Below are 26,043 nucleotides of genomic sequence, written 5' to 3'. Positions count from 1 at the left end.
GGTATGAAAAGCATCAAAAATATAATCAATAAAACTGGAATTTTGGCATTTATGCTATTGCTGATTTTTCAATCCTGCAGTGGAGGAAATGATAGTTCAGATGATACTCCGGTAAATCCGGCGCCATCCAATCTTTCTGTTCAGGTAGAAGTTGTGGGTAAAACGGCGGCAAATCCTAACGGAGATGGAAGCGGAAAAGTAAACTTAAAGATAAATGCAGCAAATGCCATTTCATATAAAGTTTTAATAGACAATCAGCTAAAAGAAATTACAAGCGGAGATTTTAGCTATACTTTTACAGCTTCGGGAACAAAAACATATTCAATCATTGTTTCGGCTTACAATGCCGGAGGGCAATTTATTAGTTCTACATCTTCTGTAAATATTTATGTAGCCAGAAAAATTCTTTGGTCAGATGAATTTGATGTAGACGGAGCTCCAAATTCTTCAAAATGGGGGTACAATACCGGAACCGGAGACGGATGGGGAAATAATGAATTAGAATATTATACATCACGTCCTGAAAATGTATTTATCTCAAACGGAACATTAAAAATAAAAGCAATCAAAGAAGAGTATATGGGAAGCCACTATACATCAACAAGAATGCTTACAAAAGGAAAATTTTCATTCAAATACGGTCGTGCCGAAGTACGTGCAAAACTGCCTGTTGGCGGCGGAACCTGGCCGGCATTCTGGATGTTGGGAGACAATATTGATACAGCCGGATGGCCATTATGCGGAGAAGTAGACATTCTGGAATCTGTTGGAAACAATCCAGACGTAAATCATTCTTCACTGCATTCTCCGGGACGTTCAGGAAATACACCTGATACAAAAACAATAACAGTTCCAAATTCAGCGACAGAATTTCATATTTATGCTGCAGAGTGGAGCGCAGAAAGCATTAAGTTTTATGTAGACGATAATTTATTTTACACTTATGTAAATTCGGCTTCAACTCCGTTCAATCAAAACTTTTTCCTGATTTTAAATTTAGCAATGGGAGGAAATTTTGGAGGAACAGTTGACCCCAATTTCACTAGCGCAATTTTTGAAGTTGATTACGTGAGAGTATATAATTAACATAAGTTTTAAACTAGTTTTTTTCTGTAAAGCTATATAAACACTAGCTTTACAGATTAAAATTTTTTAAATTATGAAAAAGACAAATAAATTTATTTTAGTAGTATTCTTACTTTTTGTGAGCGTTTCATTTTATGGTCAAAACCTAAAAATTATGACCTACAACATTCGTTTAGATGTTGCTTCTGATGGTGAAAATGCCTGGCCGAAACGAAAAGATTATTTTACTGCACAAATACAATTTTATAGTCCTGAAATTTTTGGAGTACAGGAAGCAACTCCAAATCAGGTAATAGATATTGCAGCGGCTCTGCCAGATTATAACAAATTTGGAATAGGAAGAGAAGAAGGAGGATTAGGAGAAGCCTGCACGATTTATTACAAAAAAGATCGTTTTAAAGTATTACAATCAAACACATTTTGGTTGTCACAAACGCCAAATGTAGTTTCAAGAGGCTGGGATGCAGCCTGCAACAGAGTTTGTACTTACGGACTTTTTAAAGATTTAAAAACGAAAAAAACGTTTTGGGTTTTCAATCTTCATTTAGATCATATGGGGAATGAAGCAAGAGTAAAGGGCGTTCAGCTAGTTTTGAAAAAAATAAACGAACTAAACACAAAGAAATACCCGGCATTTTTGATGGGAGATTTCAACTCAGAACCTAATACGCCGCAAATTGAAGAAATTAAAAAAGTAATGGATGATACCAAAGATGTTTCAAAAGAAAAACCTTTTGGGCCATCAGGAACATTTAATGATTTCAAACACAATGAACCCGTTACGTTATTACTGGATTATATTTTTATTTCAAAAAATAGCGGACTTACAATTCAAAAACATGCAGTTTTAAGTGATTCTAAAGATTTAAAATATCCATCAGATCATTTACCTGTTTTAATAGAAATAGATTAAAAATGAAAAACATCAACAAAAAACTTCAAATCCTGCTTTTACTGCCGCTTATCGCTGTGCAGATAAAATGCGGATCTTCAAAAAGTGTTGCATCCAATTCTGGAAAAGCAGAATCATGGATTACAACTACTGATGAAACTTCAAAACTAAAAAAACAAGAGGATTTAGTTTTTAGTACAGAAACTAATTCAAACCCAACCATTGAAGTAAATCCTTCAGAAAAATTTCAAACCATAGAAGGTTTCGGATTTTCGTTAACAGGAGGAAGCGCACAGGCGATTTTAAAACTGGATAAAGCAAAAAGAGATGCATTGCTTCAGGAATTGTTTTCCAGAAAAAATGATGCAATTGGTTTAAGTTATCTGCGTATAAGTATTGGAGCTTCAGATTTGAATGAAAAAGTTTTTTCGTATGATGATATGCCGGAAGGACAAACTGACTTAAATCTGGAACATTTTAATCTTGGTCCGGATTTAAATGACGTAGTTCCGGTTTTACAGGAAATCTTAAAAATAAATCCAAACATAAAAATTATGGGTTCTCCATGGTCTCCGCCAGTTTGGATGAAAGACAACGGAAGCTCAAAAGGAGGAAGTTTACAGCCAAAATATTACGGAGTTTACGCTGATTATTTTGTAAAATATATTCAGGCAATGAAATCGCAAGGAATTGTTATTGATGCTATTACGCCGCAAAATGAGCCATTGCATCCGGGAAATAACCCAAGTATGTTTATGCCGGCAGAGCAGCAGGCAGATTTTATTGGAAATCATCTGGGTCCCGCTTTCGCGAAAGCCAAAATCAAAACCAAAATTATAGTTTATGACCACAACTGTAATAAACCGGAATATCCTTTGACAATTTTAAGAAATGCAAAAGCAAATCCTTTTGTTGCAGGTTCAGCTTTTCACTTATACGAAGGCGATATCAGCGCTTTAACTACAGTTCATAATGAATTTCCAAGCAAAGATTTATACTTTACAGAACAATATACAGGATCAGGAAGCAGTTTTGAAAATGATTTAAAATGGAGCGTAAAAAATGTTGTAATTGGTTCAATGCGTAACTGGAGTAAAAATGCACTTTCGTGGGGACTTGCAAATGATGAATATTACAAACCATTTACACCAGGCGGATGTTCAACTTGTAAAGGAGCTTTAATGATTGATCAAAATCAAAACATTAAGCGTGAAGTAGGGTATTATATTATTGGACACGCTTCTAAATTTATACCGGAAGGTTCTGTGAGAATTGGAAGTAATATTGCAGGAAATCTATACAACGCAGCTTTCAAAACACCATCTGGACAAATCGTTCTAATCGTAGAAAACGACGGAAATACAGCAGAAACATTCAATATTAAATACAATCAAAAACAAACTTCAACTACACTAAACGCTGGTGCAGTAGCAACTTACGTTTGGTAACCAAAATCAAATTCATGAAAAAAATAACCACATTTGCTTTGTTGATGGCCGCGCTTTTTGCAACGGCACAGCAGCAGACAATAGATCAAAAAGTAAATGATCTGTTGAAGAAAATGACAATTGAAGAAAAAATTGGCCAGCTTAATCAATACACGGGAGATAATCAGGCTACAGGGCCCATTACAATAAATCCAAACAAACAAGCCGAAATTAAAGCCGGTTTAATTGGTTCGATGTTAAATATTATTGGAACAAAATATACCAGACAATATCAGGAACTGGCTATGCAGTCACGTCTTAAAATTCCGTTGTTATTTGGTCAGGACGTTATTCATGGATACAAAACAACATTCCCATTACCGTTAGCCGAAGCAGCAAGCTGGGATTTACAAGCTATAGAATTAGCAGCAAGAGTTGCAGCAGAAGAAGCTTCTGCAAGTGGAATTCACTGGACATTTGCACCAATGGTAGACATTAGCCGTGACCCGCGTTGGGGACGTGTAATGGAAGGAGCTGGAGAAGATACTTACTTAGGTTCTAAAATTGCTTATGCAAGAGTAAAAGGTTTTCAGGGAAATAAATTAGGAGATTTAAACTCGGTTATGGCCTGCGTAAAACATTTTGCAGCTTATGGAGCCGGAGTTGGAGGTAGAGATTACAACTCAGTTGATATGAGCGAAAGAATGCTTCTTGAAACGTATTTACCGCCTTTTAAAGCAGCTTTAGATGCTGGTGCAGCAACATTTATGAATTCTTTTAATGATTTAAACGGAATTCCTGCAACTGGAAATGCACATTTACAAAGAGATATTTTAAAAGGAAAATGGAATTTTCAGGGATTTGTAGTTTCTGACTGGGGATCTATTGGAGAAATGGTTGCTCACGGATATTCAAAAGATCTTAAAGAAGCTGCTTACTCTGCCATTACTGCCGGAAGTGACATGGATATGGAAAGTAACGCATACCGTTACAACTTAGCACAATTAATAAAAGAAGGCAGAGTTTCTATTGATTTAGTTGATGATGCAGTAAAACGTATTCTTCGCAAGAAATTCGAATTAGGTTTATTTGATGATCCATACCGATATTCTGATGATAAGAGAGCAGAAAAAGTTTTGGCAAATCCTGCAAACAGAAAAGCAGCTCTTGAAGTTGCTGAAAAAAGTATCGTTTTATTAAAAAATGAAAACCAGACTTTACCGCTTTCTAAAAATGTAAAAACAATCGCATTTATTGGCCCAATGGTAAAAGAATACAAAGCCAATATGGGATTCTGGTCTGTTGAATTACCGGATGTTAATTACGATAAATGGGTAGTTTCGCAATGGGATGGTTTACAAAATAAAGTAGGTAAAAACACAAAATTACTTTATGCAAAAGGATGTGATATTACCGGAGACAATAAAGACGGTTTTGCCGAAGCTGTTGAAACTGCAAAACAAGCAGATGTTGTAATTTTAAGTATTGGTGAAAGACACGATATGAGCGGTGAGGCAAAAAGCCGAAGCGATATTCATTTACCGGGTGTTCAGGAAGATTTAGTAAAAGCAATTCAGGCAACAGGAAAACCGGTTGTAGTTTTAATAAATGCCGGAAGACCGCTTGTTTTCAACTGGACGGCAGATAATGTTCCGGCAATTGTTTATACTTGGTGGTTAGGTACAGAGGCAGGAAATGCAATTGCAAATGTTTTATTTGGAGATTACAATCCGTCAGGAAAATTACCAATAACTTTCCCAAGAGAAATAGGTCAGATTCCTATTTACTACAATCACTTTAGTACAGGAAGACCAGCTAAAGATGAAGATTCAAAAAACTATGTTTCTGCTTATATCGATTTAAAAAACTCACCTAAATTTCCTTTTGGATATGGTTTGAGTTATACTAAATTTGATTATTCAGGATTAAAACTTTCTTCGACAAAAATCAAAAGCAACGAAACCATTAAAGTTTCATTTCAATTAGCAAACGTTGGAAAAGTTGCCGGAGATGAAGTAGTTCAGTTGTATATCAAAGATAAATTCGGATCAGTTGTACGTCCGGTTTTAGAATTAAGAGATTTCCAAAAAGTGAAATTAAATGCAGGAGAAACTAAAACAATTGAATTTACAATTGATAAAGAAAAACTTTTTTTCTACAATAATAAGTTAGAATGGACAGCTGAGCCGGGAGATTTTGAAGTAATGATTGGTGCTTCGTCAGCAGATATTAAACTAAAATCTGATTTTGAATTAGTAAATTAGTAAAATAGAGTGGAATAAAAAATGGGGCCTTTAAAACCCCATTTTTTATTATTTAAATCTTTTCTTGAAATTGTATTTTAACATGTTCATTATACCTTGTTCGATAATATCAATTCCTAATCCATAATTACTGTCTGCAATAGTATGATGATCTGTCCTGAATTTTTCAAAATCTTCCGTTGGGATTTCTAAATTTACCAAAGGTTTAAATTCTATAAAAACTGAAGCCCCGTTTTTTGTTACTTTTTTACGGCTTGTAAAATCAAAATAAGGATTATTGATCGTACTTTCCTGAATGGTATATTTCTCCTCAGTATCTATTTTTTGATCCGTATGAAGATTGATTTCATATTTTTCGTTATCAAAATTATGCCAAAACGGAATATCAGCATGCATAAAATCACGAGCATTATTTTTTACTACATTTCGATCAAAATACATTAAAAAGCGATTTTTTTGAACATCTGTAAAATAAGGATTTTGAATAGAAGCACTGTACTGAATTGTAAATTCGTTCAGCTTTTTATCATCATTTAGAATCTCAATTGCGGCATTCTTAAAAATGGTTCTTATATCAGTTCCGTTTCTATCATTAGAATAATTTAAAGCATAAAACAGGAAATTATTCCAGCTGTCAATGATTTCCCTCTTATTTGTATTCTTGAAATATTTACGCATAAAATTGGCACGGTTTCCTTTATAAGTTGTAGTAAGTTTTAATTCTCCCGTATTATTTTGTGCATTTAAATCTACCTTTTCATTAATACCATAGTAAGAGAATCTATAAGGCTTTTTAATTTGTAACTGCTGGTTTGGTTTTACTTCCAGATAATGCAGGAAATAAATAAAACCACGATTTTCAATCAGTCCGAATTCGTCTCTGGCTGTGGCATCAATAAAATAAGTTTCATTCTTATAATTAATTTTTACAATTACATGATTAAAAGTAAGAAGTGAAGGCAGGTAATGTTTGATATAATGATCTGAATTGTAGTTAACTAAAATAACAGAGGAATCAATATTAATATAATCTAAAACCACTTTTAGTAAAACAGATTTCGCCTTACAATCTCCCTGTTTGTTTTCATAGGTTATTGAAGGTTCCTGTGGTTTATGTCCATTCATTTCATCTGCATTAAAAATATAGTATACATGGTTTTGTACATAATCAATAGCATATTGAAGCTGCTCATCTTTATCTGAAATTGCATCCAGTTTTTCTGCCAGTTTAGGGGCAAACTCTTTTAGGGATGATTTACTGAAAATTTCTTCATAAAATGGCGAAATATAATTTGACAGATCAGTCCAGTTGCTATCTGTTGCGAAATCTATATACGGAGCAATTTCTCTGTTTATATCAAACGAATTAATGTAATCTTCTTTTTCAATAACAAACTTTTCCCCTTTTTTCAAATAACTAATTTCAGGTTGTATGACATTCCCTTCTTCATCTCTAAAAAATGTTTTTTTGTAAGCAATAGGATCTTTACGATCATTTATAAAACGGAATTTATAGTTTCCGTAAGCCCAGTAGGTACTTGGGGTTACATAAACATATTTAAAAAATTCTCTGCGCATAAAATCGCGATCCGTAAAAACTTTTATTCTCGAATCTTCAGTAATTAATATATCATAAAGGCGCAGGTCTTTTATCGTAATATTTATTTTTTTATTACTGCTTAAAACACCGCCCTCACTTTGATTTTCGCTGTCAAGAACTTTTATTTTTGTATCTGCAATTTTGTCGATAAAAACGCCATCTCGTAAAACACTTATTCTATGAATAATATATGTTTCGTTTTCCTCAACAACTACATCTCTTACCGAAGCACTTTCAAGATTTGAAGGTTCGTTAAGCGTATAAGCAACACAGGCATATTCACTGTTTTCATTATCACTGGTATAAAAAACTTTATCCAGAAAATAACAAAAATCTCTTCCTTCTTCAATTTGTTTATTCGAAAAATCGGATTCTTTTATGTATTGAATTAATTCATCATCATTAATTTCTGAAGCCCATTTTTCAGGTTTTTGAATTTTATAATTCTCTGATTCTATTATGTTTTCCATATTGATTTTTTGTATGTATATTCTTACTTTTAAAACGACAAAAATAAATAATAAAGCTATTCGATCAAAAATATAATATTTTTTAGCAATAAAAAACCTCACATGTTGTGAGGTTCGTTTTAAATTTATAAAAAAAAGGATTAGAAAATAATTATTTCAAAACCGTATTTATAAAATCCATAGCGCCAATTCCTTTATAAGAAGCGTACAAAGCCTTATCAAAAGCTTCACGTTTTGCTTTTTTATCCTTTGCTTCCGTTTCAACAATCATTTGGTTGAAAATTCTTTCCTGCTCTTCGCTGTATTTTAGAGAAGCTTCCAAAAGATAAGTCTTAGACACAAATCCGAAAGAAGTCCAGATTTTGGTTCTGATTTTTTTGTTAATATTCTTTAGCGGATTGATACTCATAATCTCATTCATTAAATAATTTTGCATTTCATTTTCCGAAAGGCAAAATTAATAATTTGTAATCTTTTTCTTTCTTAAAAATTTAGTTTTAACAATTTTATATCCAAATGTGTTATAATGACGCAATGTACTTATTTTTTTAATTAGTTTTGTAATTTTAACTAAAATTGTGATAAGTACACTTTTCATTTTTCTCTATATTAAAGGACTTTAAAGAATAGATTTATGAGAATTTATGCTGGTTTTTTTTAAAATGAAGTAAATTGCATACTTAATAAAATAAAAATGCTGAAATCTATTATAGAAAATAGCGAAAATTACCAGCCGGGACTTTCCATAGACTGCGTGATTTTTGGTTTTCATGATAACCAATTAAAAGTTTTACTGATTAAAGTACCGCATAGTGAAACATGGTCTTTACCGGGTGGTTTTATTCCAATTGATCAGGATATTGATACAGCAGCCGTTACAGTTTTGAACGAAAGAACCGGAGTTGAAGGCGTTTTTTTAAGACAATTTTCGACTTTTGGAAAAATCAAACGTAATGATAATCATTTCGGAAAAGAAGTTTTGAAATATCTGGGCATAGATCCTGAAAAAGGAAAATGGCTGACAAGACGTTTCGTAACAATTGGATATTATGCGCTGGTTGATTTTTCTAAGATTCTGCCAAATCCACTTAATAGAAATGAAATTGTAGAATGGATTGATCATAAAGAAGTTCCTGAATTAATACTGGATCACAGAGAAATTTTAGACAAAGCATTAGATACTTTGAGAGTCGAATTGAATTTAATGCCAATAGGTTACAATTTGCTGCCGGAAAAATTTACCATTCCCGAGCTTCAAAAATTATACGAAACCATTTTGGACAAAAAACTGGATCGCAGAAATTTTTTGCGTAAAATCACAAACATTGGAATTCTTACTAAGTTAGACGAAAAGAAAAGCAATGTGGCACACAAAGCTCCAAACCTTTATTCTTTTGATAAAGAAAAATATGATGAAGTCCTTAAAAATGGATTGTATCAAGGTTGGTAAAATTTAATTTTAAATTTGCGATTATGGTTAGTTTTGAAAATTTTAGAAAGTTAGCTTTGTCGTTTCCAAATACAGCAGAAGAGCCACATTTTGAGAAAACCTCTTTTCGTGTGAACAAAAAAATATTTGCCACTTTTGACGAAAAGAACAATCACGCCGTTTTAAAATTAACTGAAATAGATCAATCTGTTTTTTGTGCATCAAGCGAGAAGATTTTTTATCCAATCCCGAATAAATGGGGAAAACAAGGCTGGACAATTGTAGAATTAGAAAGAGTAAGACCAGAAATGTTTGAAGATGCCTTAAAGCTTTCTTATGAAAACGTTTCCCAAAAAAAACGATAAATTACAAACCCGACAGGTTTTTAAAACCTGTCGGGTTTACTTTTTGATTACTCTACAATAGTTCTAAAAGTTAAATTCACTCTGGGTTTCTGAGTAGTTTTTGTTGGTGGTAAACGATGAAGCCAATGCGTCTGCGTTTCATCTTTCATAACCAATAAACTGCCATGTTCCAAAATTAAAGAAACGGTTTCTTTAGATTCTTTATGTTTAAAAGCAAATTTACGTTCTGCACCAAAACTTACCGATCCGATTGCGCCATTCTTTTTCAAATCTTTTTCGGCGTCACTGTGCCAGGCCATTCCTTCTTCGCCGGAATGGTACAAATTCAGCAGACAAGAATTAAAAGTTGCTCCGGTTTTTTCTTCAATAACTTTTTTCAATTCTAAAAGTTCTTTAGTCCACGGAAGCGCTTTTTTCGTTGTATTAGAATATGTATATTCAAATTCCTGATCGCCGTACCAAGCTACTTTTCGTTTGGTTAAAATCAATTTTCCAAAGATAACGGCTTCATCATTTTTCCATTCAATTGTATTTAATAAAGTATCACGATAGAAATCGGCTTCTGTTTTCGAAAACAATTTTCCGTAATAATTTACAGTTCCGTCTTTCGGAAGCAGATTGGTGTTTTCGTCAATTTGAGGATTAAATAAGTCCATTTTTCCATTTTAGATATTTGGGTTTCATGCAATGTCCGCAAGGTCTAAAGCCGTTTTCTTTGGCTTCAATTTCAGAAGAAAAGAAAACCCGATTTTCCCGTTTCATTCTTTTTCCCGAAGAACATTTTAAAGTTCCGTAGATTTTTAATTTTTGGTTTCCGCCAAAACAAATCTCCGCATTTTTAATTTTATTTCGAAGTTCTGAATCTGAAATTTTGTTATGTTTAATCATATTCGTTTTGTGTTAATTTTTCCGCCACGAATTCACGAATTAAACTAATTCTATGTGCATAGATTTTAAAAATAATTCGTGAATTCGTGGCGGAAAAAAAATATTCACGAAAGCGCGTCATGAAAAATAATTCCCAATGTAAAACGTTCACCTGAATGAATTTCGCTCACGCCATGTTTCATATTTACGCGATAATATCCTTTTGTACCCTTTACAGGTCTGAAATTGGTTGTAAAAACTAAAATATCTCCTTTTTTGGGTTTCAACACAATTGCTTTTGATTGCGCTCTTGGAGTTTGCTGAGTTAAAACAAATTCGCCGCCCGTAAAATCCTTATCCGGTTCATTCAGAAAAAGTACAATTTGAATGGGAAAATAAACGTCACCATATAAATCCTGATGTAAAGTGTTGAAACCGCTTTCGCCGTATTTTAAAATTAAAACGGTGGCTTTAAGCTGATTGTTGTCATGGCATTGTTTTAATAAATCTTCATGTTTTTCCGGAAAAACGGTATTAATATTAAGGACTTTCATCCAGGCATTTCCAATTGGAGCCAGTTTAGGATAAATCGAAGAACGAATGTTTTGAATTAAATCGGGCAGAGGATAGTTGAAATATTTATATTCACCTAACCCAAATCGGTAACGTTCCATAACAACCGTTTTTCGGTATAAATTCGGATTATCATATTCGAATTTTAAATCTTCACATTGTTCGTTATTAAGTACCTTTGGAATTATTGCGAATCCATTTTCATGCATAGATTCGGTGATGCTTTCCCAGTTTTGAGAAGCAATTTTAGATTGTATATTTTGCATAAATATTTAAGTAAAGATTGAACTTTAGACAAAGTATCGTAGAGACGCACTGCAGTACGTCTACGCAAAGATTGTCGGCAACAATAATTACGGAACGTTAGACGCACTGCAGTGCGTCTCTACGGATATACGTTGTACATAAATTATAATTGTGAATTTACCTGTGCGCCTTCCCAGCCAATAATTGCTGTTTTTCGGGTATTTCCCCACATATAACCGCCAAATATTCCAGAAGATTGAATAACACGATGACATGGAATTAAAAACGCAACCGGATTGCTTCCAATTGCAGTTCCAACGGCTCGAGAGGCATTTGGTTTTTGAATTTTCTGCGCGATAGCACTGTAAGTTGAAAGCTGCCCCATTGGGATTTTTAATAAAGTTTCCCAAACCTTCAACTGAAAATCAGTTCCTTTTAAATGCAGTTTAATTTCAGATAATTTGCTCCAGTCATTTTGGAAGATGAAAAGTGCATTTTGCTGTGTTAAATCTAATTTTCGGGAAAAAGTTGCATTTGGGAATTTGTTTTTTAAATCATGAAATCCGATAGCTTCATCTTCGGCGAAAGCCATAAAACAAATTCCTTTTTGGGTTGAAGCTACAATAATGTTCCCAAACGGACTTTCGGCAAAACTATAATTTATAGAAAGGTTTTTTCCACCGTTTTTATATTCAGCCGGTGTCATTCCTTCAATGTTTACAAATAAATCATGTAATCTGCTGGTTCCGGAAAGTCCGGTTTCGTATGCTGTTTCGGAAATAGTAGCCTGATTTTCTTTTAATAATTTCTTGGCATGTTCTAAACTGGTATACTGCAAAAATTTCTTCGGACTTGTTCCTGCCCAATCACTAAAAAGCCTCTGAAAGTGAAATGGACTCAAATGTACTCTTTCGGCAACTTCATCAAGATTCGGCTGATCTTTAAAGTTTGCCTTAATATAATCTATTGCGTCTGCAATACGATTGTAATTGATGTTTTCCTGTGTGTTCATTTTCATTCAATTTTATAAGGCAAAGATCGATTGGTTTTGGCTGGTATAAAATCCGAAACTTGCTGAGTTTTTCTAATCGCAAAGAGCACAAAGTTTAAGCTTAAAATAAAAAAATGCGATTCTGCATGTTCACGAGAATGATTATTTAAGATTAGCTTTTGCAGAAGAAACACTAATTAATTTATATCCATTTTCAGTTCTTAAGAATTCAAAATGATCCTGTCCTTGATCAAGTTTATTTTTTGGATTGATAACAATACTTTTTACAGGATAAATCCAGTTTTTTGATTCTCTGCAATTATTGAAATAAACGTCGTATTCTTCTGTTTCAAAAATAAACTGATTTAATCCTTCTGAAAAAACAAAGTAATCTGTTTTTGGACTTTTAAGTTCTTCAAGTTTTAGTTTTAAATACGTATAATTTTGATTGATAAATTTCGTTTTAGATTCACTAAACCAGCCATCTGGTTCTTTCCAAAATGTGATTTTGTCTGAAGAATGTTTTTCTAAATTAGCTTTGGATAATTCTTTCAGCAAAGTGTTTTTAAGCCAGAATTTAAATTCCTTATCATAATTTATAAAAGAATAATATTGTCCGTCAACTCCATGAAAATTTTCTCTTATTTCCTCTTTACTTGGTTCTTTTGATTTTTCTAATGAATAAAAGTTTAGATCATCATTATACGGAAAATTTTCAATTAAGATTTTATTGTTGATATCGATAAGAAATTCTTTTCCGCCTTTCCAAAAAAAATGTTCGCCACTAATTTCTTTTTGAGCATCTTTTAGACCTATAAACATTCCGTTTTTAGCTTTGGTTAAATTGCTGTATTCTGCCGGAATTACAATTTTTCCTTTAGCATTAAACATTCCCATTTTATCAGTTTTACGGTCTGTAAATCTTATAAAACCTTCGTTTTCGCAGTCTGGACCATTATCAAAAACGTATAAGCTGTCTTGTCCAACTATTTTTCCGGATTTGGTTAAATAATAGCTTTTCCAGTTTCCGTTCCTTTCTTCTGTAACAGCGATAATATTTTCGAATTTTCGTGCCGTTGTAAAACCTGAAAATTTTGGTTCTATTTTGATTATTCCATTTTTGTCTTTAAACCCAATTAGCGTAGTGTCTTTGTTTGGAAATGAAGTCCAGACGTCATTGTTTTGAGCAAATGCAGATATATTTAGAACAAGAAATGTGCAGAAAATAAAAAGGCGTGTCATGAAAGAATATATTTACTATAAAGATACATAACGTTTTTTAAAATGAAATATTCTTTAAAAAAGAAAACCCGACAGGTTATTAAAACTTGTCGGGTTTGAAATTTGTATTTAGAATAAGAATCTAATTAAAATCGTAATCGTAATTTATTTCCTTTAGATCTTCTTCGAGTCTTTTCCAATCATTAAAATTTTTATCAAGTAATAAAACCATTTCTTTAGTTAATTTTTTTCCTTTATAAATTTCAAATACAGGTTCTAATGAAGTAGGTTTAGCTTTGTAATCTTCCTTTTCTTCGTCTTCATCTTGGGTGTCATCTAAAAAATATTCATATGCCCAATTAATATAGGTTTCGGGATTTCCATCAAAAATATTTAGAAGTTCTTCTGAGCCATCATCATTCTTTCCAATATTTCCTACTGTCCATTCTCCATCATTATTAGTCCATAAACAAAAATCTGTTCCTCTTGATGAGACGGGCTCTCCAAATATAAAATCATTATATATTTCTGGCATTCCTAGTGTTAAATCTTGTTTTGATGCGACTTGTGAACAATATTCTTTTGCAAGTCCATTTATTATGCAATTATTTTTAAGAAAAAGAATCAGCATATGGTCTCCACTGCCATCTCTCATTTCGCAAAATTCTTCACCATCTGCCCATTTTGAATTGTAAGAGTAGTATCTGAATTCCCATTCATCACAAAAGATAGCATCTAAAACGGAAATTGCTTTACAGATTCTTTGTAAATCTTCTTTTTGGGGCATTAATTGTAAATTTTTAGTAGAAATCATAATTTATTAGGTAATATAAAAATTGATAATTTTTCTTACAAAAATAACTAAAAAATTTAATGATTTGCAATTAATTATTTAAATAAGAAACCCGACAAATTTTTAAAATCTGTCGGGTTTGAATATGTATTTAGATAAATCTAAAATCTAAAATAGATTAATATCTGTAGTATTCTGGTTTAAATGGACCTTGAACTTCAACACCAATATAAGCAGCCTGATCTTCTCTTAAAACTTCAAGTTCAACGCCTAACTTAGCTAAGTGTAAAGCAGCAACTTTTTCATCTAAATGTTTAGGTAACATATAAACTTCATTTTTGTAAGCTGCGCTGTTGTTCCATAATTCGATTTGAGCTAAAGTCTGGTTTGTAAATGAGTTACTCATTACAAAACTTGGGTGACCTGTAGCACAACCAAGGTTTACTAAACGACCTTCTGCTAAGATAATGATATCTTTTCCAGCGATAGTATATTTATCAACCTGAGGTTTGATTTCGATTTTAGAAGCACCGTGATTTTTGTTTAACCAAGCCATGTCGATTTCGTTATCGAAGTGACCGATGTTACAAACAACAGTTTTGTCTTTCATTTTTTCGAAGTGGCTTCCCACAACGATATCTTTATTTCCTGTAGTAGTAATGATGATGTCAGCATTAGCAATTACAGTATCTAATTTTTTAACTTCGTAACCGTCCATTGCAGCTTGTAAAGCACAAATTGGATCGATTTCAGTAACTGTTACAATAGAACCAGCTCCTCTGAAAGAAGCAGCAGTACCTTTTCCTACGTCACCATATCCGCAAACAATTACTCTTTTCCCAGCTAACATTAAGTCAGTTGCACGACGAATAGCATCTACAGCAGATTCTTTACAACCATATTTGTTATCAAATTTAGATTTAGTAACAGAATCGTTAATGTTGATAGCAGGCATTGGTAAAGTTCCAGCTTTTACTCTTTCGTAAAGTCTGTGAACACCAGTTGTAGTTTCTTCAGAAAGACCTTTAATTCCAGGAACTAATTCTGGGTAACGATCAATAACCATGTTAGTTAAATCTCCACCATCATCAAGAATCATGTTTAATGGTTTTCTGTCTTCACCAAAGAATAAAGTCTGCTCAATACACCAGTCAAATTCTTCTTCATTTAAACCTTTCCAGGCATAAACAGAAATTCCGGCAGCGGCAATAGCAGCAGCAGCCTGATCCTGAGTAGAGAAAATGTTACAAGAAGACCAAGTAACTTCAGCACCAAGAGCAATTAAAGTCTCGATTAAAACAGCAGTTTGAATCGTCATGTGTAAACATCCAGCAATACGAGCACCTTTAAGAGGTTGTTCGTCTTTATATTCAGCACGAAGCGCCATTAAACCTGGCATTTCAGCTTCAGCTAGTTCAATTTCTTTTCTTCCCCAAGCCGCTAGAGAAATGTCTTTTACTTTGAAAGCCACATAAGGCGTAGTCGTTGTACTCATTTATAGTATATTTGTATTGTAAAATTTTTGCAAATTTAAGGAATAGCTTTTGAATTTTACTAATTTCTGTAAGATTTGTGAAATCTTTAATTTCTTAATCTTTAGAACATTAGTTTACAAAACGATTTTAACCACATAAGTTATGTACGTTCATTTAAAAAAGATTCTGAAACTATTACCTTTGCCGCCAATTGCTTATATTTACTAGTACATTATTTGAACCAACAGTTATATTTCCTTATATCACCATATGGTTTAAAAAATCACAATTAACCATTTATCATTTAGAATTAAAAAGAAATGCCTTTATTTCAAACAATACAATTCAACGAATCGACTAAGATATTAATTTGGGAAATAACAGAATCTCTCGATGAGTTATTGAGCAAAGTAGTTTTTTTGAAGGAAAAAACACAGAAGAGATTGGATGGAATGAAATCGCAAATGCATCAGCGTGCTTTTTTAAGTGTTCGAATGCTGATTCAGGAAATGGGTTTTACAGATAAAGATCTGCATTATGATGAATTTGGCAAGCCTTATTTTGATTGTCACAATTATATTTCAATAACACATTCATATCATTTTTCGGCAATTATAATAAGTCACGAAACGGTAGGAATTGATATGGAATTACAGCGCGAAAAAATTCAAAAAATTGCAGATAAGTTTACAGATTATGAATGCGCATATTTAAATCCTGCACCTACTCAGGAATACATAAAAAAACTTACCGTAATCTGGGGAGCTAAAGAAGCAATCTTTAAAATTAGAAATGAGAAAGGTATAAGTTTTAAAGATCATATTAATGTGAGCAACTTTTCTTTAGATCAAACCCAGACGCAGGCAAGTCTTCATTTTGATAATTTGATAAAAGATTTTGATGTGCATTATCAGGAAATTAAATCTGATAATTTTGATGGTACTTTTACTCTGGTTTATGCTTTTGAGAAATAGTCACAAAGGTTGGTCATTGCGAGGAACGAAGCTGCTTCGCTCCTCGCAATGACTTGTAACGCGTTTAAACTTCACTTTCTTTTTGTCGATGCTGAAACATACTCATATATAAAAACGTACTCATTTTTCGGGCTCGTCTTTTTAAGGTTTCTACATTTTCGCCTTCAAAATATTCATCTAAAGTCTGAGCCCAATGATTCAGCCAGATTCCGAATTCATTTACGGTAATTTTTTCATCAAAATGCTCGTCGACTTCATTATGCGCCGCATGCGGGTTTCCTTTGTATTTACGGACGGCAAACAAATTAGTTTCCCAAAAATCTGTAAGCTTTTCCAAATGTGCATCCCAATCCTGTATTATAGTATTAAAATAAAAGCCGATTTCTTTATCGGCTCTTATTTTGGTATAGAATTGATGAACTAAAAAAGAAATATCATCTCGATTTGCTATTTGCTTTTTCACAGAAATATAGTGTTTAAAAGAATAAATATTACACTTAATATTGAGCTAAGAATCAAAAGGTTGAAAACTACTTTGTGTTTCATTTGTGCCAAAATTGAAGTATTTACAAAGATACAGGCTAAAACAATAATAGCCAGTTGAATCATTTGCGGAATTGAAGTTCCGTTTGCTAAAACGTACATTGCTGCGGCGCCTCCTAAACAGCTTTGTCCAATTACTGCCATTGCTGCAGAACCCATATAATTTCTATTGAAAATGTCGAATGTTGTTTGATATAGTGTCATGATATTCAGATTTTTATATCAACAAAGGTACACCCACAATAGATTTCGGTTTTATGATTTTAATCATAAAACGAGAACTTTTTTATCTGTATACTTTTCGATTAATAATCTTCAGTTCGCCCTTTTTTTCCAAAGTTTTTATAGCCCGAATAACTGTCTCTACACGCAAACCTGTTAAATCTCCAATTTGTTGTCTCGTAAAATTAATTAAGAATCCGTTTTGGTCTTTCTTAAAATTAAAATAAGCAATTCCGTGGTCAATTAATTTTAAAACACGATGCTCAGGTTCATGTGTAGAAATCTCAGCTGCCATAACCGATTTATAATACAAACGCTGCGCAAGAGTTTCGATTATTTTGATACTTATTGAGGCATTTTCTTCCAGCATTTTCATGAAATTTGATTTTGGAAGAAGAAGTATTTTGCTGTCTTCAACCGCAATTGAATTGGCCGGATATTTTTGGTTTAAAAATAATGGCGGTTCACCAAAAGACTGTTCTTTATAAAATATTCCCTGAATAAATTCGCGTCCGTCATCATTGTAATTACTCATTTTAATTTCGCCCGAAATTATCTGATAATAATGGGTAGGCAGATTTCCTTCTTCAAAAATAATTTCACCTTTTTCAAAAGACTTTTTTAAGGCACCGTATTTTTCTAATAATTCAGAGGCAATCATAATTTGTTCGTTTGATTATTAATACAGACTTTACAAATATAATTTATTCAAAATAGTTCTTCTACGTTAAAAACTTTTTACTTTTACAGCCGTTATGGAGCAAAAATTACTCACGATTCATCAGCAAATTTTAGATGCTAAAAAAAAGGGTCAAAAACTGTTGGCTATTCTTTTAGATCCCGATAAAATTCTTTTAGAAAATTTAGGACGATTAATTGAAAAAATCAATCAGTCGCCTGCTACGCATATTTTTGTTGGAGGAAGTATTGTTCAGAATAATATTTTAGAAGAATTGATTGCGGAATTAAAACAAAAAACCAATTTACCGGTAATTTTGTTTCCTGGAGATCCTTCTCAAATTTCATCAAAAGCCGACGGTATTTTATTTTTGTCGTTATTATCAGGTCGAAATCCGGATTATTTAATTGAATATCAGGTGCAGGCAGCGCCAATTTTAAAGAAAACAAATCTCGAAGTAATTTCAACAGGATATATTTTGATCGAAAGCGGCAATGAAACGGCAGTTGCCCGCGTTAGTAAAACGGAACCGCTTAATCGTGAAAATTTAGATCTGGCCCTTGCAACCGCTCAAGCCGGCGAAATGCTCGGAAATAAATTGATTTATCTGGAAGCCGGAAGCGGGGCAAAAAAGCCAGTTCCGCTGGAAATGATATCGTTAATTGCTCAAAACATAGAAATTCCTGTAATTGTTGGAGGAGGAATTGTAGATTTGCACGGAATCAAAAATGCCTACAACGCCGGTGCAGATTTAGTAGTTATTGGAACTGCTTTTGAAAATGACAGCCATTTTTTTGAATTATAAATAAGAATCCAAATTTCTCAAAACAATGATAGATTTTTTTCTTGATTATTATAAAGGTATACCCTTATGGCATATTGTCTTAGAGTTTATAACTTTTGTATTCGGTATTTTAAGTGTTTGGTTTGCTAAGAAAGAAAATATCTGGGTCTATCCAACAGGATTAATCGCTACGGCAATATCGGTTTATTTGCTATATGTTGCAGGTTATATTGGGGATATGATCATCAATTTTTATTTTTCAATAATGAGTATTTATGGGTGGTATGTGTGGGCAAAAGGAGGGACTGCAGAGAATAATCTACCTATTACACGCACAACTTTTAATGAAAAAATAATTGGAATCTTACTGTTTATTGTGACCGTTTTTGTAGTTTTCGGCATTTATAAATATTTTGGACGTAAAATAGAACCAGACAATTACGTTGATATGATTTCGTCTGGAATATTCTTTGCAGGAATGTGGTACATGGCCAGAAAAAAAATAGAAAACTGGACACTTTGGATCATTGGTGATATAATTGTTGTACCTCTTTATGCATATCGCAACTTAGGTATGCTGTCACTTCAATATTTAATTTTTACAATTTTAGCTATTTCAGCTTATTTAGAATGGAGAAAAATCTTAGACAGCAAAAGTCAACTATAATAAAAATTGCTTTATTTGGACCTGAAAGTACAGGAAAAACAACTTTAGCAAAACAGCTTGCAGAATATTACGAAACCGAATGGGTTCCGGAATTTGCACGCAATTATCTACAGGAAAAATGGGAAGAAAATCAGCATATCTGTACGGCCGATGATATGATGCCTATTGCTTACGGGCAAACTGCATTGGAAAATGAAAAACTCGCCCAAGCCAATAAATATTTATTTTGCGATACCAATTTAATGGTAACCAAAGTTTTCTCTGAAGTATATTACGGTTTTTGCGATCCGCTTTTAAACGAAGCGGCATTAGAGCATAATTATGATTTGTTTTTTCTAACGGATATTGATGTTCCCTGGGAAAAAGACGATATTAGAGACACTCCGGAAGGAAGAGAAACGGTATTTTCTGTCTTCAAACAAACTTTAATAGATACTAAAAAACCTTTTATAACGCTTTCGGGAAATAAAGAAAGCCGTTTAGCAAAAGCTACAATGATTGTTGATGCTTTGGCAGTTTTAAAAGAAAAAGGATTGTCGTCTGAGGATTTTGTAGAAATCTATAATCATGGTATTCCGTTTGAAAATATTGTAAAACAATTAAAAGTATTTAAAAAAGGAATTGCAAAAAGTAATTTAATAAGTGCGGCAACTATCAATAACGGAATTTTAAGTTTGTCTGAATCTGATTTTGTAGAAAAAGCTGTTTTTTTTGATAAACAGAAAGAGAACTTAAAAATCAAAAAATTTGTTCCTGCTTCTGGTGCCGCAACCAGAATGTTCAAGTTTCTGACTGCCTTTATTAATGATTTTGATATCAAGAAAGAAACCATAAACGCTTACATCAACAGAAAAAAAGATAAAGAACTAGCCATTTTTATTATCGGGATGGATAAGTTCCCTTTTTTTGAAACCGTTTATAAAAAATTAAAAGAACTTTATCCTGATTTTGACAATCTGGAAAGAGATTATAAAAATTACTATTTTATAAAATTGCTTTTATCTACAGAATATTATAATTCTGCAAACAAACCAAAAGCCGTTTTACCTTTTCATTTATATAAAACTCATATTGCAAATCCTATTGAAGAACATTTAAATGAATGTGTGCATTATGCTACAGCAAAAAATGTTTCGAATCTGCATTTTACAGTTTCAGAAATTCATCAGGATTTATTTGAAACGGCAATTGATGAGGTAAAAGAAAAAATTGAAGAAGAATCCGGAACTAAAATTAATATAGGATATTCTTATCAAAATAAAAGTACCGATTCAATCAATGTAGATACAAAAAGTAAGATTGTGAGAAGTACAAATGGCAATTTGGTTTTTAGACCGGGCGGACACGGCGCTTTAATTGAAAATCTAAATAATCTGGATTCAGATATTATTTTTATAAAAAATATAGACAATGTAATTCAAAATCACATTGATAAAATCACGTTATACAAGAAAGCTTTAGGCGGAATTTTAATTGCAATACAACAAAAAGTTTTTGCTTATTTAAACGCAATTGAAAAAGGTGAAATAAACGAAAATATTCTTATAGATATTGTTGAGTTTTTGACACAAAGACTAAACGTTAAACTGACTAAAGACTTTAATAAATTTACTTTTGAAAATAAAATTGTAAAAATTAAAGAACTTCTCGATCGACCAATCAGAGTTTGCGGAATGGTAAAAAATGAAGGAGAACCGGGCGGAGGACCATTTTGGGTAATGAATGAAAAAGGTGAAATTTCTCTGCAGATTGTAGAAACCTCACAGGTTGATTTAACCAATAAAAAACAGCTTGAAATTTTAGAAGAAGCGACCCATTTTAATCCGGTTGATTTAGTTTGCGGAATTAAAAACTATAAAGGTGAAAAATTTGATTTGAAACAATTTGTAGATCAAAAATCTGGATTTATTGTTGAGAAAAGTGTAGAAGGAAAACCTGTAAAAAGTTATGAACTTCCCGGATTGTGGAATGGTTCGATGTCTAACTGGCTGACGGTTTTTGTTGCCGTTCCGTTAATTACTTTTAATCCCGTAAAAACCGTAAACGATTTATTAAAACCGGCGCATCAACCACAATAATGGATATAGAAAAAATCATATCAGAGTTAAGTTTTAAAGCGGTTAGAAGCAGCGGCGCCGGCGGACAAAATGTGAACAAAGTTTCATCAAAAATTGTTTTGTCTTTTGATTTAAACGCATCGCAAGCTTTATCTGAAGAAGAAAAACTTTTGTTGCAAAGTAATATTTCTGCTCGTTTAACTTCTGAAAATATTCTAATTTTAAATTGCGACGAAGACCGTAGTCAGCTTAAAAACAAAGAAATTGTTACGAAACGTTTTTTAGAAATTATCAAAAAAGGTTTGTATGTTCCAAAGATTAGAAAGGCAACAAAAGTTCCAAAAGCTGTAATCAAAAAAAGAATTAAAGACAAAAAGAATATTTCTGATTTAAAACAATCAAGAAGAAAACCAAATATAGATTAAATCTCAATTTTTAAATTCCAAATTCCAAAAACAAATCCTTCGAAGGTGCTTTTGGAATTTGGAATTTGATTTTTGAAATATTTAACATTACATTTGCACTGTCTCAAAGGGGTGCTCTAAATAACGAGCTGAGATCATACCCAAAGAACCTGAGCGAGTAATGTTGCTAAGGGAAAAACGACAATTTCGAGCGTGCACACTTTACTTTGTCGTGAAACACATTTATTAATTTAACAAAAGAATAATTCCCCCTTTTATTCGTAAATTTTTACGAATGAAAACATTTTTTAAAGGTACTGAGGTACTAAGTTGCAAAGGTACAAAGGTTCAATATACACGAACCAAAATCATTTTCTTTACTCTATTTTCTTTATTCTATTCTCTATTTTCTTTCGCACAGGAACAGGATTCGACAAAAGTCAATCAGCTTGATAACGTGTTGGTTTCGGCAGTTCGTGTTACTTCAAAAACTCCGGTTACGTTTAGTAATATGGATAAAAAAGAGATTAAATACAGAAATCTTGGTCAGGATATTCCCGTTTTAATGAATTATCTGCCATCAGTAGTAACAACTTCTGATGCTGGAGGAGGAATTGGTTATACCGGAATCAGAGTCCGCGGAAGCGATGCTACAAGGGTAAATGTTACCATAAACGGAATTCCATATAATGACGCTGAAAGTCAGGGAACTTTTTGGGTAAATATGCCTGATTTTGCTTCTTCTGTAGAAAGTCTGCAATTACAACGCGGAGTAGGAACTTCTACAAATGGTTCTGGTGCTTTTGGAGCAAGTTTAAATATGCTTACTGATAGTTATGCGTCTAAACCAACTGGAGAAGTTTCAGGTTCATTTGGAAGTTTTAATTCTCAAAAAGAAACGGTAAAATTTAGTACTGGTTTGCTAAATGATCATTTTGAATTGGCAGGACGTTTATCGACTATTAAATCTGATGGTTATGTTGATCGTGCCAGCTCCGATTTGAAATCGTATTTTCTGCAAGGAACTTATGTTGGAAAAACTACTTTAATTAAAGCGTTGGTTTTTGGCGGAACCGAAAAAACATACCAATCCTGGAACGGAATTGATGCAGAAACTCTAAATTCAGACCGAACTTTTAATTCTGCAGGAATGTATACAGACGAAGCAGGAAATGTACGTTTTTATGATAATGAAACAGATAATTATCAGCAAGATCATTATCAGTTACACTGGAGTGAATCATGGTCTGATAAATGGAGTTCTAATTTAGCTTTTCATTATACAAAAGGAAAAGGTTACTACGAAAATTATAAAGAAGATGCCGATATGGCCGATTATAATTTAAATCCGGTTGGTGCTATTACTACGACTGATTTAGTCCGTCAAAAATGGTTAGATAATGATTTCTACGGAACAACTTTTTCTTTAAAATATAAAGAAGAAAAACTGGACGTTATTTTTGGTGGAGGCTGGAATAAATACGAAGGCGATCATTACGGAAAAGTAATTTGGGCAAGATATGCATCACAATCTGAACTGGGAGATCATTATTACGATGATTTTTCAACCAAAACAGACGGGAATATTTTCGCAAAAGCAAATTATCAGTTAACTCAGAAATTGAGTTTTTACGGAGATTTACAATACAGAAGAGTAGAATATAAAGCCAACAGTCCGGAAACAGGTTTGGTAGACGATACGTTTAATTTCGTTAATCCAAAAGCGGGTTTAAACTTCGAAATCAATCAAAAAAACACCCTTTATTTTTCGTACGCACGAGCGAACCGTGAACCAAACAGAACCGATTATGAAGGCGGAAATGTAAAACCTGAAAAACTGAACGATTTTGAATTAGGCTGGAGATTTAATTCAGAAAAATTCCAATTGAATTCTAATTTCTATTATATGGGTTACAAAGACCAGCTTATTTTAACGGGAAGATTAGATGATGTTGGAGCGCCAATTCGTTCTAATACTGATAAAAGTTACCGTTTAGGATTTGAAGTTGATGCGACGATTTCGCTTTCAGAAAAATTCATACTTAGACCAAACTTTACTTTGAGTAGTAATAAAAATGTTGATCTGGCTGTTGAAGGACAAAACTACGGAACAACAAAAATTGCATATTCTCCGGAAGTTATTGCAGGAAATATAATCGTGTACAGCCCAATTAAGAGTTTGCATATTTCATTGTTACAGAAATATGTTGGCGAACAATACATGAACAATATCGAATTACCGGAAGCAAAACTGGCAGATTATTTTGTAAACGATTTAAATGTTTCTTTTGAAATTAAACCAAAATCGATTTTTAAATCAATTATGATAACTGGTTTGGTAAATAATATTCTGGATAAAAAATATGTTTCAAACGGAGCCATGTGGGACATTTACCCATATTATTATCCACAGGCAGGAATCAATTTCTTAGCTAGATTAACTTTGAAATTCTAAAACAAAAAAAGCCTGAAAGTTTAATTTCAGGCTTTTTGTTTTAATTGTAAACGTGAATCACTGTTCCGGTTACTTGTACTCTATATTGTTTTAGCGGATATTGTTTTCCTCCAAGTCCGGTAAACAAACTGTAAGAAGTTTTGTCACAAGAACATACGGCATTTATGCCGTCAATAGTCATGGCATTGCAAGAACTTAATTCCTGATTTGGACATGCAGCATCGTAAGCATTATAACTATTTCCGGCATTAAAAATAATAATTCCTTTGGCTCCGTAATTTGGAACTATAACACCATTACTTACATATTTTAGATTAGAATATAAAGGAAGGTTCATATCTACAGACAAATTAACGTTGTAATTTGGAATGTACGGATTGTTATTACTGCGTTCGCTGTCGCTGCATGAGAAAAGCACAGAAACAAAGAGAATTAAGAGCCAGAATTTTTTCATTATTTTAATAAGAATTAGTTAAACAAAAATAATTTATTTAGATTTGATTTTTATATGATTAACATATAATTATGTACTATTAAAAATAATAGTATATTTGTAATACAAAATCCCGTCCCGATGGGATTTTTTCTATTTATATAAACGATGAAGTTATGAGTAAAGTATCTTATTATACCGCTGAGGGGTTAAAAAAATTAAAAGATGAATTGGAGCATTTAAAAAGTGTAATGCGACCAAAGGCATCTCAAGATATAGCAGACGCAAGAGACAAAGGAGATTTATCTGAAAATGCCGAATATGATGCAGCAAAAGAGGCGCAGGGTTTATTAGAAATGAGAATTGCAAAACTTGAAGAAGTGTATGCAAATGCAAGATTAATCGACGAATCCCAACTAGATGTTTCGAAAGTTTTGGTTTTATCTAATGTAAAAATCAAAAACCAAAGCAATGGAATGGAAATGAAATATACACTTGTTGCAGAAAGTGAAGCCGATTTAAAAACAGGAAAAATTTCTGTAACATCTCCTATTGGAAAAGGATTACTAGGAAAATCTGTTGGAGAAGTAGCTGAAATTACAGTGCCAAACGGAACCCTGAAATTCGAAATTCTTGAAATTACAAGAGAATAAATTTTCTATTGTTTAATCGGTTAATTGTTTAATCGGTTAAACGAAACAACGATTAAACGAATAAACGATGAGTTCAATATTCACTAAAATAATAAACGGAGAAATTCCAGCTTATAAAATTGCTGAAGACGAAAACTATTTAGCATTTTTAGATGTAAACCCAAACGCTAAAGGACACACGCTTTGTATTCCTAAACAAGAAATCGATAAGATTTTTGATATGGATGATCAGCTGTATTTAGGTTTAATGAAATTCTCTAAAAAAATTGCGGCGGCCCTTGAAAAAACAGTTCCCTGCAAAAGAATCGGAATTGCTGTTGTAGGTCTTGAAGTCCCTCATGCACACGTACATTTGATTCCGTTGAATCACATGGACGAAATGCGTTTTCAAAATAAAGTATCGCTTACAAAAGAAGAATTTGAAGCTTTAGCAAAAGATATTCAGTCTAATCTTTAAGAGATAAAAAAATAAA

At 32.7% G+C, this 26,043-nt stretch carries 27 protein-coding genes; 14 read left to right on the top strand and 13 right to left on the bottom strand.

Translation table 11 applies throughout. The features are described 5' to 3' along the window. Window positions 1-3 precede the first annotated feature (3 nt). The 4 genes from BUC29_RS01790 (at window position 4) to BUC29_RS01775 (ending at window position 5,669) form a co-directional block, all read left to right on the top strand. A complete protein-coding gene (locus BUC29_RS01790; protein WP_073412802.1) occupies window positions 4-1,086 on the top strand; it encodes a glycoside hydrolase family 16 protein in 1,083 nt (360 codons plus the stop codon). Between the two features lie 73 nt (window positions 1,087-1,159). Next, window positions 1,160-1,999: an endonuclease/exonuclease/phosphatase family protein gene (locus BUC29_RS01785; protein WP_073412800.1), complete on the top strand. Its 840-nt coding sequence runs from the start codon at window positions 1,160-1,162 to the stop codon at window positions 1,997-1,999. Between the two features lie 2 nt (window positions 2,000-2,001). Then, window positions 2,002-3,426, top strand: a complete 1,425-nt coding sequence (locus BUC29_RS01780; RefSeq protein WP_073412798.1) for a glycoside hydrolase family 30 protein — start codon at window positions 2,002-2,004, stop codon at window positions 3,424-3,426. 14 nt (window positions 3,427-3,440) lie between these two features. Continuing rightward, entirely contained in the window at window positions 3,441-5,669 is a 2,229-nt protein-coding gene (locus tag BUC29_RS01775) for a glycoside hydrolase family 3 N-terminal domain-containing protein (RefSeq protein WP_073412796.1), read from the top strand. Window positions 5,670-5,717: 48 nt separating this feature from the next. Here BUC29_RS01775 and BUC29_RS01770 read toward each other — a convergent pair whose 3' ends face one another. Then, on the bottom strand, window positions 5,718-7,739 hold the full coding sequence (locus BUC29_RS01770) for a hypothetical protein (RefSeq protein WP_073412794.1): 2,022 nt from the start codon (window positions 7,737-7,739) through the stop codon (window positions 5,718-5,720). A gap of 151 nt (window positions 7,740-7,890) precedes the next feature. Beyond that, on the bottom strand, window positions 7,891-8,175 hold the full coding sequence (locus BUC29_RS01765) for a hypothetical protein (protein ID WP_244160735.1): 285 nt from the start codon (window positions 8,173-8,175) through the stop codon (window positions 7,891-7,893). Window positions 8,176-8,433: 258 nt separating this feature from the next. Between BUC29_RS01765 and BUC29_RS01760 the strand changes: the two genes are divergently transcribed. Both BUC29_RS01760 and BUC29_RS01755 read left to right on the top strand, forming a co-directional pair. Beyond that, window positions 8,434-9,189 (top strand): NUDIX hydrolase, encoded by a 756-nt coding sequence (locus BUC29_RS01760; RefSeq protein WP_073412792.1) that lies wholly within the window; start codon window positions 8,434-8,436, stop codon window positions 9,187-9,189. A gap of 23 nt (window positions 9,190-9,212) precedes the next feature. Next, window positions 9,213-9,533 (top strand): MmcQ/YjbR family DNA-binding protein, encoded by a 321-nt coding sequence (locus tag BUC29_RS01755; RefSeq protein ID WP_073412790.1) that lies wholly within the window; start codon window positions 9,213-9,215, stop codon window positions 9,531-9,533. Between the two features lie 47 nt (window positions 9,534-9,580). Here the strand turns inward: BUC29_RS01755 and BUC29_RS01750 are convergent, their stop codons facing one another. The 7 genes from BUC29_RS01750 to ahcY form a co-directional block, all read right to left on the bottom strand. Then, window positions 9,581-10,189: an alpha-ketoglutarate-dependent dioxygenase AlkB family protein gene (locus BUC29_RS01750; protein ID WP_073412788.1), complete on the bottom strand. Its 609-nt coding sequence runs from the start codon at window positions 10,187-10,189 to the stop codon at window positions 9,581-9,583. Next, entirely contained in the window at window positions 10,176-10,421 is a 246-nt protein-coding gene (locus BUC29_RS01745; protein WP_073412786.1) for an Ada metal-binding domain-containing protein, read from the bottom strand. Before BUC29_RS01745 ends, BUC29_RS01750 begins: the two co-directional genes overlap by 14 nt. Window positions 10,422-10,525: 104 nt before the next feature. Continuing rightward, window positions 10,526-11,239: a 2OG-Fe(II) oxygenase gene (locus BUC29_RS01740; protein ID WP_073412784.1), complete on the bottom strand. Its 714-nt coding sequence runs from the start codon at window positions 11,237-11,239 to the stop codon at window positions 10,526-10,528. Between the two features lie 143 nt (window positions 11,240-11,382). After that, the gene (locus tag BUC29_RS01735) at window positions 11,383-12,231 is read right to left on the bottom strand and encodes a bifunctional helix-turn-helix domain-containing protein/methylated-DNA--[protein]-cysteine S-methyltransferase (RefSeq protein WP_073413569.1); all 849 of its coding nucleotides are present in this window, start codon (window positions 12,229-12,231) and stop codon (window positions 11,383-11,385) included. A 141-nt stretch (window positions 12,232-12,372) separates the two neighbouring features. Continuing rightward, window positions 12,373-13,452 (bottom strand): hypothetical protein, encoded by a 1,080-nt coding sequence (locus BUC29_RS01730; RefSeq protein ID WP_073412782.1) that lies wholly within the window; start codon window positions 13,450-13,452, stop codon window positions 12,373-12,375. 121 nt (window positions 13,453-13,573) lie between these two features. Continuing rightward, window positions 13,574-14,245, bottom strand: coding sequence for a hypothetical protein (locus BUC29_RS01725; protein ID WP_084538569.1), 672 nt, complete (start codon window positions 14,243-14,245; stop codon window positions 13,574-13,576). A gap of 157 nt (window positions 14,246-14,402) precedes the next feature. Further along, window positions 14,403-15,719 carry an adenosylhomocysteinase gene (gene ahcY / locus BUC29_RS01720; protein ID WP_073412778.1) on the bottom strand — a complete coding sequence of 439 codons (1,317 nt, stop codon included), beginning with the start codon at window positions 15,717-15,719 and terminating at the stop codon, window positions 14,403-14,405. Window positions 15,720-16,019: 300 nt separating this feature from the next. Between ahcY and BUC29_RS01715 the strand changes: the two genes are divergently transcribed. Then, window positions 16,020-16,673, top strand: coding sequence for a 4'-phosphopantetheinyl transferase family protein (locus BUC29_RS01715; protein ID WP_073412776.1), 654 nt, complete (start codon window positions 16,020-16,022; stop codon window positions 16,671-16,673). A 64-nt stretch (window positions 16,674-16,737) separates the two neighbouring features. Here BUC29_RS01715 and BUC29_RS01710 read toward each other — a convergent pair whose 3' ends face one another. The 3 genes from BUC29_RS01710 to BUC29_RS01700 form a co-directional block, all read right to left on the bottom strand. Next, window positions 16,738-17,136 (bottom strand): group III truncated hemoglobin, encoded by a 399-nt coding sequence (locus BUC29_RS01710; protein WP_073412774.1) that lies wholly within the window; start codon window positions 17,134-17,136, stop codon window positions 16,738-16,740. Beyond that, window positions 17,133-17,420 (bottom strand): hypothetical protein, encoded by a 288-nt coding sequence (locus BUC29_RS01705; RefSeq protein WP_073412771.1) that lies wholly within the window; start codon window positions 17,418-17,420, stop codon window positions 17,133-17,135. The genes BUC29_RS01710 and BUC29_RS01705 overlap by 4 nt, the downstream gene beginning before the upstream one ends. Window positions 17,421-17,502: 82 nt before the next feature. Beyond that, window positions 17,503-18,099: a Crp/Fnr family transcriptional regulator gene (locus tag BUC29_RS01700; RefSeq protein WP_073412769.1), complete on the bottom strand. Its 597-nt coding sequence runs from the start codon at window positions 18,097-18,099 to the stop codon at window positions 17,503-17,505. Between the two features lie 94 nt (window positions 18,100-18,193). Here BUC29_RS01700 and BUC29_RS01695 point away from each other — a divergent pair, with 94 nt between their 5' ends. From BUC29_RS01695 to BUC29_RS01675, 5 genes are all read left to right on the top strand, one after another. Then, a complete protein-coding gene (locus BUC29_RS01695; protein ID WP_073412767.1) occupies window positions 18,194-18,922 on the top strand; it encodes a phosphoglycerol geranylgeranyltransferase in 729 nt (242 codons plus the stop codon). A gap of 25 nt (window positions 18,923-18,947) precedes the next feature. Next, window positions 18,948-19,568, top strand: coding sequence for a nicotinamide riboside transporter PnuC (pnuC, locus tag BUC29_RS01690; protein ID WP_073412765.1), 621 nt, complete (start codon window positions 18,948-18,950; stop codon window positions 19,566-19,568). Then, the gene (locus BUC29_RS01685) at window positions 19,532-21,646 is read left to right on the top strand and encodes a DUF4301 family protein (RefSeq protein WP_073412763.1); all 2,115 of its coding nucleotides are present in this window, start codon (window positions 19,532-19,534) and stop codon (window positions 21,644-21,646) included. The genes pnuC and BUC29_RS01685 overlap by 37 nt, the downstream gene beginning before the upstream one ends. After that, on the top strand, window positions 21,646-22,050 hold the full coding sequence (arfB, locus tag BUC29_RS01680; protein ID WP_073412761.1) for an alternative ribosome rescue aminoacyl-tRNA hydrolase ArfB: 405 nt from the start codon (window positions 21,646-21,648) through the stop codon (window positions 22,048-22,050). Before BUC29_RS01685 ends, arfB begins: the two co-directional genes overlap by 1 nt. A 274-nt stretch (window positions 22,051-22,324) precedes the next feature. Then, window positions 22,325-24,484: a TonB-dependent receptor gene (locus tag BUC29_RS01675; RefSeq protein WP_073412759.1), complete on the top strand. Its 2,160-nt coding sequence runs from the start codon at window positions 22,325-22,327 to the stop codon at window positions 24,482-24,484. A gap of 40 nt (window positions 24,485-24,524) precedes the next feature. On the opposite strand, the gene BUC29_RS01670 is transcribed toward BUC29_RS01675, so the two are convergent. Continuing rightward, on the bottom strand, window positions 24,525-24,938 hold the full coding sequence (locus tag BUC29_RS01670) for a Rieske (2Fe-2S) protein (RefSeq protein ID WP_073412757.1): 414 nt from the start codon (window positions 24,936-24,938) through the stop codon (window positions 24,525-24,527). A 155-nt stretch (window positions 24,939-25,093) separates the two neighbouring features. On the opposite strand from BUC29_RS01670, the gene greA reads away from it, so the two are divergent. Next, window positions 25,094-25,570: a transcription elongation factor GreA gene (gene greA / locus BUC29_RS01665; RefSeq protein ID WP_073412755.1), complete on the top strand. Its 477-nt coding sequence runs from the start codon at window positions 25,094-25,096 to the stop codon at window positions 25,568-25,570. A gap of 67 nt (window positions 25,571-25,637) precedes the next feature. After that, window positions 25,638-26,027 (top strand): HIT family protein, encoded by a 390-nt coding sequence (locus tag BUC29_RS01660; RefSeq protein ID WP_073412753.1) that lies wholly within the window; start codon window positions 25,638-25,640, stop codon window positions 26,025-26,027. Window positions 26,028-26,043: the final 16 nt, after the last annotated feature.

This window comes from Flavobacterium defluvii (assembly GCF_900129555.1).
GTDB classification, from domain to species: domain Bacteria; phylum Bacteroidota; class Bacteroidia; order Flavobacteriales; family Flavobacteriaceae; genus Flavobacterium; species Flavobacterium defluvii.
Note: the sequence above shows the minus strand (reverse complement) of the source record. Positions and strands in the feature narration are given on the sequence as shown.

Coding starts and splice junctions, on each gene's coding strand:
- BUC29_RS01790 (WP_073412802.1), top strand. CDS start 4: ATGAAAAGCATCAAAAATATAATCAATAAAACTGGAATTTTGGCATTT.
- BUC29_RS01785 (WP_073412800.1), top strand. CDS start 1,160: ATGAAAAAGACAAATAAATTTATTTTAGTAGTATTCTTACTTTTTGTG.
- BUC29_RS01780 (WP_073412798.1), top strand. CDS start 2,002: ATGAAAAACATCAACAAAAAACTTCAAATCCTGCTTTTACTGCCGCTT.
- BUC29_RS01775 (WP_073412796.1), top strand. CDS start 3,441: ATGAAAAAAATAACCACATTTGCTTTGTTGATGGCCGCGCTTTTTGCA.
- BUC29_RS01770 (WP_073412794.1), bottom strand. CDS start 7,739: ATGGAAAACATAATAGAATCAGAGAATTATAAAATTCAAAAACCTGAA.
- BUC29_RS01765 (WP_244160735.1), bottom strand. CDS start 8,175: ATGCAAAATTATTTAATGAATGAGATTATGAGTATCAATCCGCTAAAG.
- BUC29_RS01760 (WP_073412792.1), top strand. CDS start 8,434: ATGCTGAAATCTATTATAGAAAATAGCGAAAATTACCAGCCGGGACTT.
- BUC29_RS01755 (WP_073412790.1), top strand. CDS start 9,213: ATGGTTAGTTTTGAAAATTTTAGAAAGTTAGCTTTGTCGTTTCCAAAT.
- BUC29_RS01750 (WP_073412788.1), bottom strand. CDS start 10,189: ATGGACTTATTTAATCCTCAAATTGACGAAAACACCAATCTGCTTCCG.
- BUC29_RS01745 (WP_073412786.1), bottom strand. CDS start 10,421: ATGATTAAACATAACAAAATTTCAGATTCAGAACTTCGAAATAAAATT.
- BUC29_RS01740 (WP_073412784.1), bottom strand. CDS start 11,239: ATGCAAAATATACAATCTAAAATTGCTTCTCAAAACTGGGAAAGCATC.
- BUC29_RS01735 (WP_073413569.1), bottom strand. CDS start 12,231: ATGAACACACAGGAAAACATCAATTACAATCGTATTGCAGACGCAATA.
- BUC29_RS01730 (WP_073412782.1), bottom strand. CDS start 13,452: ATGACACGCCTTTTTATTTTCTGCACATTTCTTGTTCTAAATATATCT.
- BUC29_RS01725 (WP_084538569.1), bottom strand. CDS start 14,245: ATGATTTCTACTAAAAATTTACAATTAATGCCCCAAAAAGAAGATTTA.
- ahcY (WP_073412778.1), bottom strand. CDS start 15,719: ATGAGTACAACGACTACGCCTTATGTGGCTTTCAAAGTAAAAGACATT.
- BUC29_RS01715 (WP_073412776.1), top strand. CDS start 16,020: ATGCCTTTATTTCAAACAATACAATTCAACGAATCGACTAAGATATTA.
- BUC29_RS01705 (WP_073412771.1), bottom strand. CDS start 17,420: ATGACACTATATCAAACAACATTCGACATTTTCAATAGAAATTATATG.
- BUC29_RS01700 (WP_073412769.1), bottom strand. CDS start 18,099: ATGATTGCCTCTGAATTATTAGAAAAATACGGTGCCTTAAAAAAGTCT.
- BUC29_RS01695 (WP_073412767.1), top strand. CDS start 18,194: ATGGAGCAAAAATTACTCACGATTCATCAGCAAATTTTAGATGCTAAA.
- pnuC (WP_073412765.1), top strand. CDS start 18,948: ATGATAGATTTTTTTCTTGATTATTATAAAGGTATACCCTTATGGCAT.
- BUC29_RS01685 (WP_073412763.1), top strand. CDS start 19,532: ATGGAGAAAAATCTTAGACAGCAAAAGTCAACTATAATAAAAATTGCT.
- arfB (WP_073412761.1), top strand. CDS start 21,646: ATGGATATAGAAAAAATCATATCAGAGTTAAGTTTTAAAGCGGTTAGA.
- BUC29_RS01675 (WP_073412759.1), top strand. CDS start 22,325: ATGAAAACATTTTTTAAAGGTACTGAGGTACTAAGTTGCAAAGGTACA.
- BUC29_RS01670 (WP_073412757.1), bottom strand. CDS start 24,938: ATGAAAAAATTCTGGCTCTTAATTCTCTTTGTTTCTGTGCTTTTCTCA.
- greA (WP_073412755.1), top strand. CDS start 25,094: ATGAGTAAAGTATCTTATTATACCGCTGAGGGGTTAAAAAAATTAAAA.
- BUC29_RS01660 (WP_073412753.1), top strand. CDS start 25,638: ATGAGTTCAATATTCACTAAAATAATAAACGGAGAAATTCCAGCTTAT.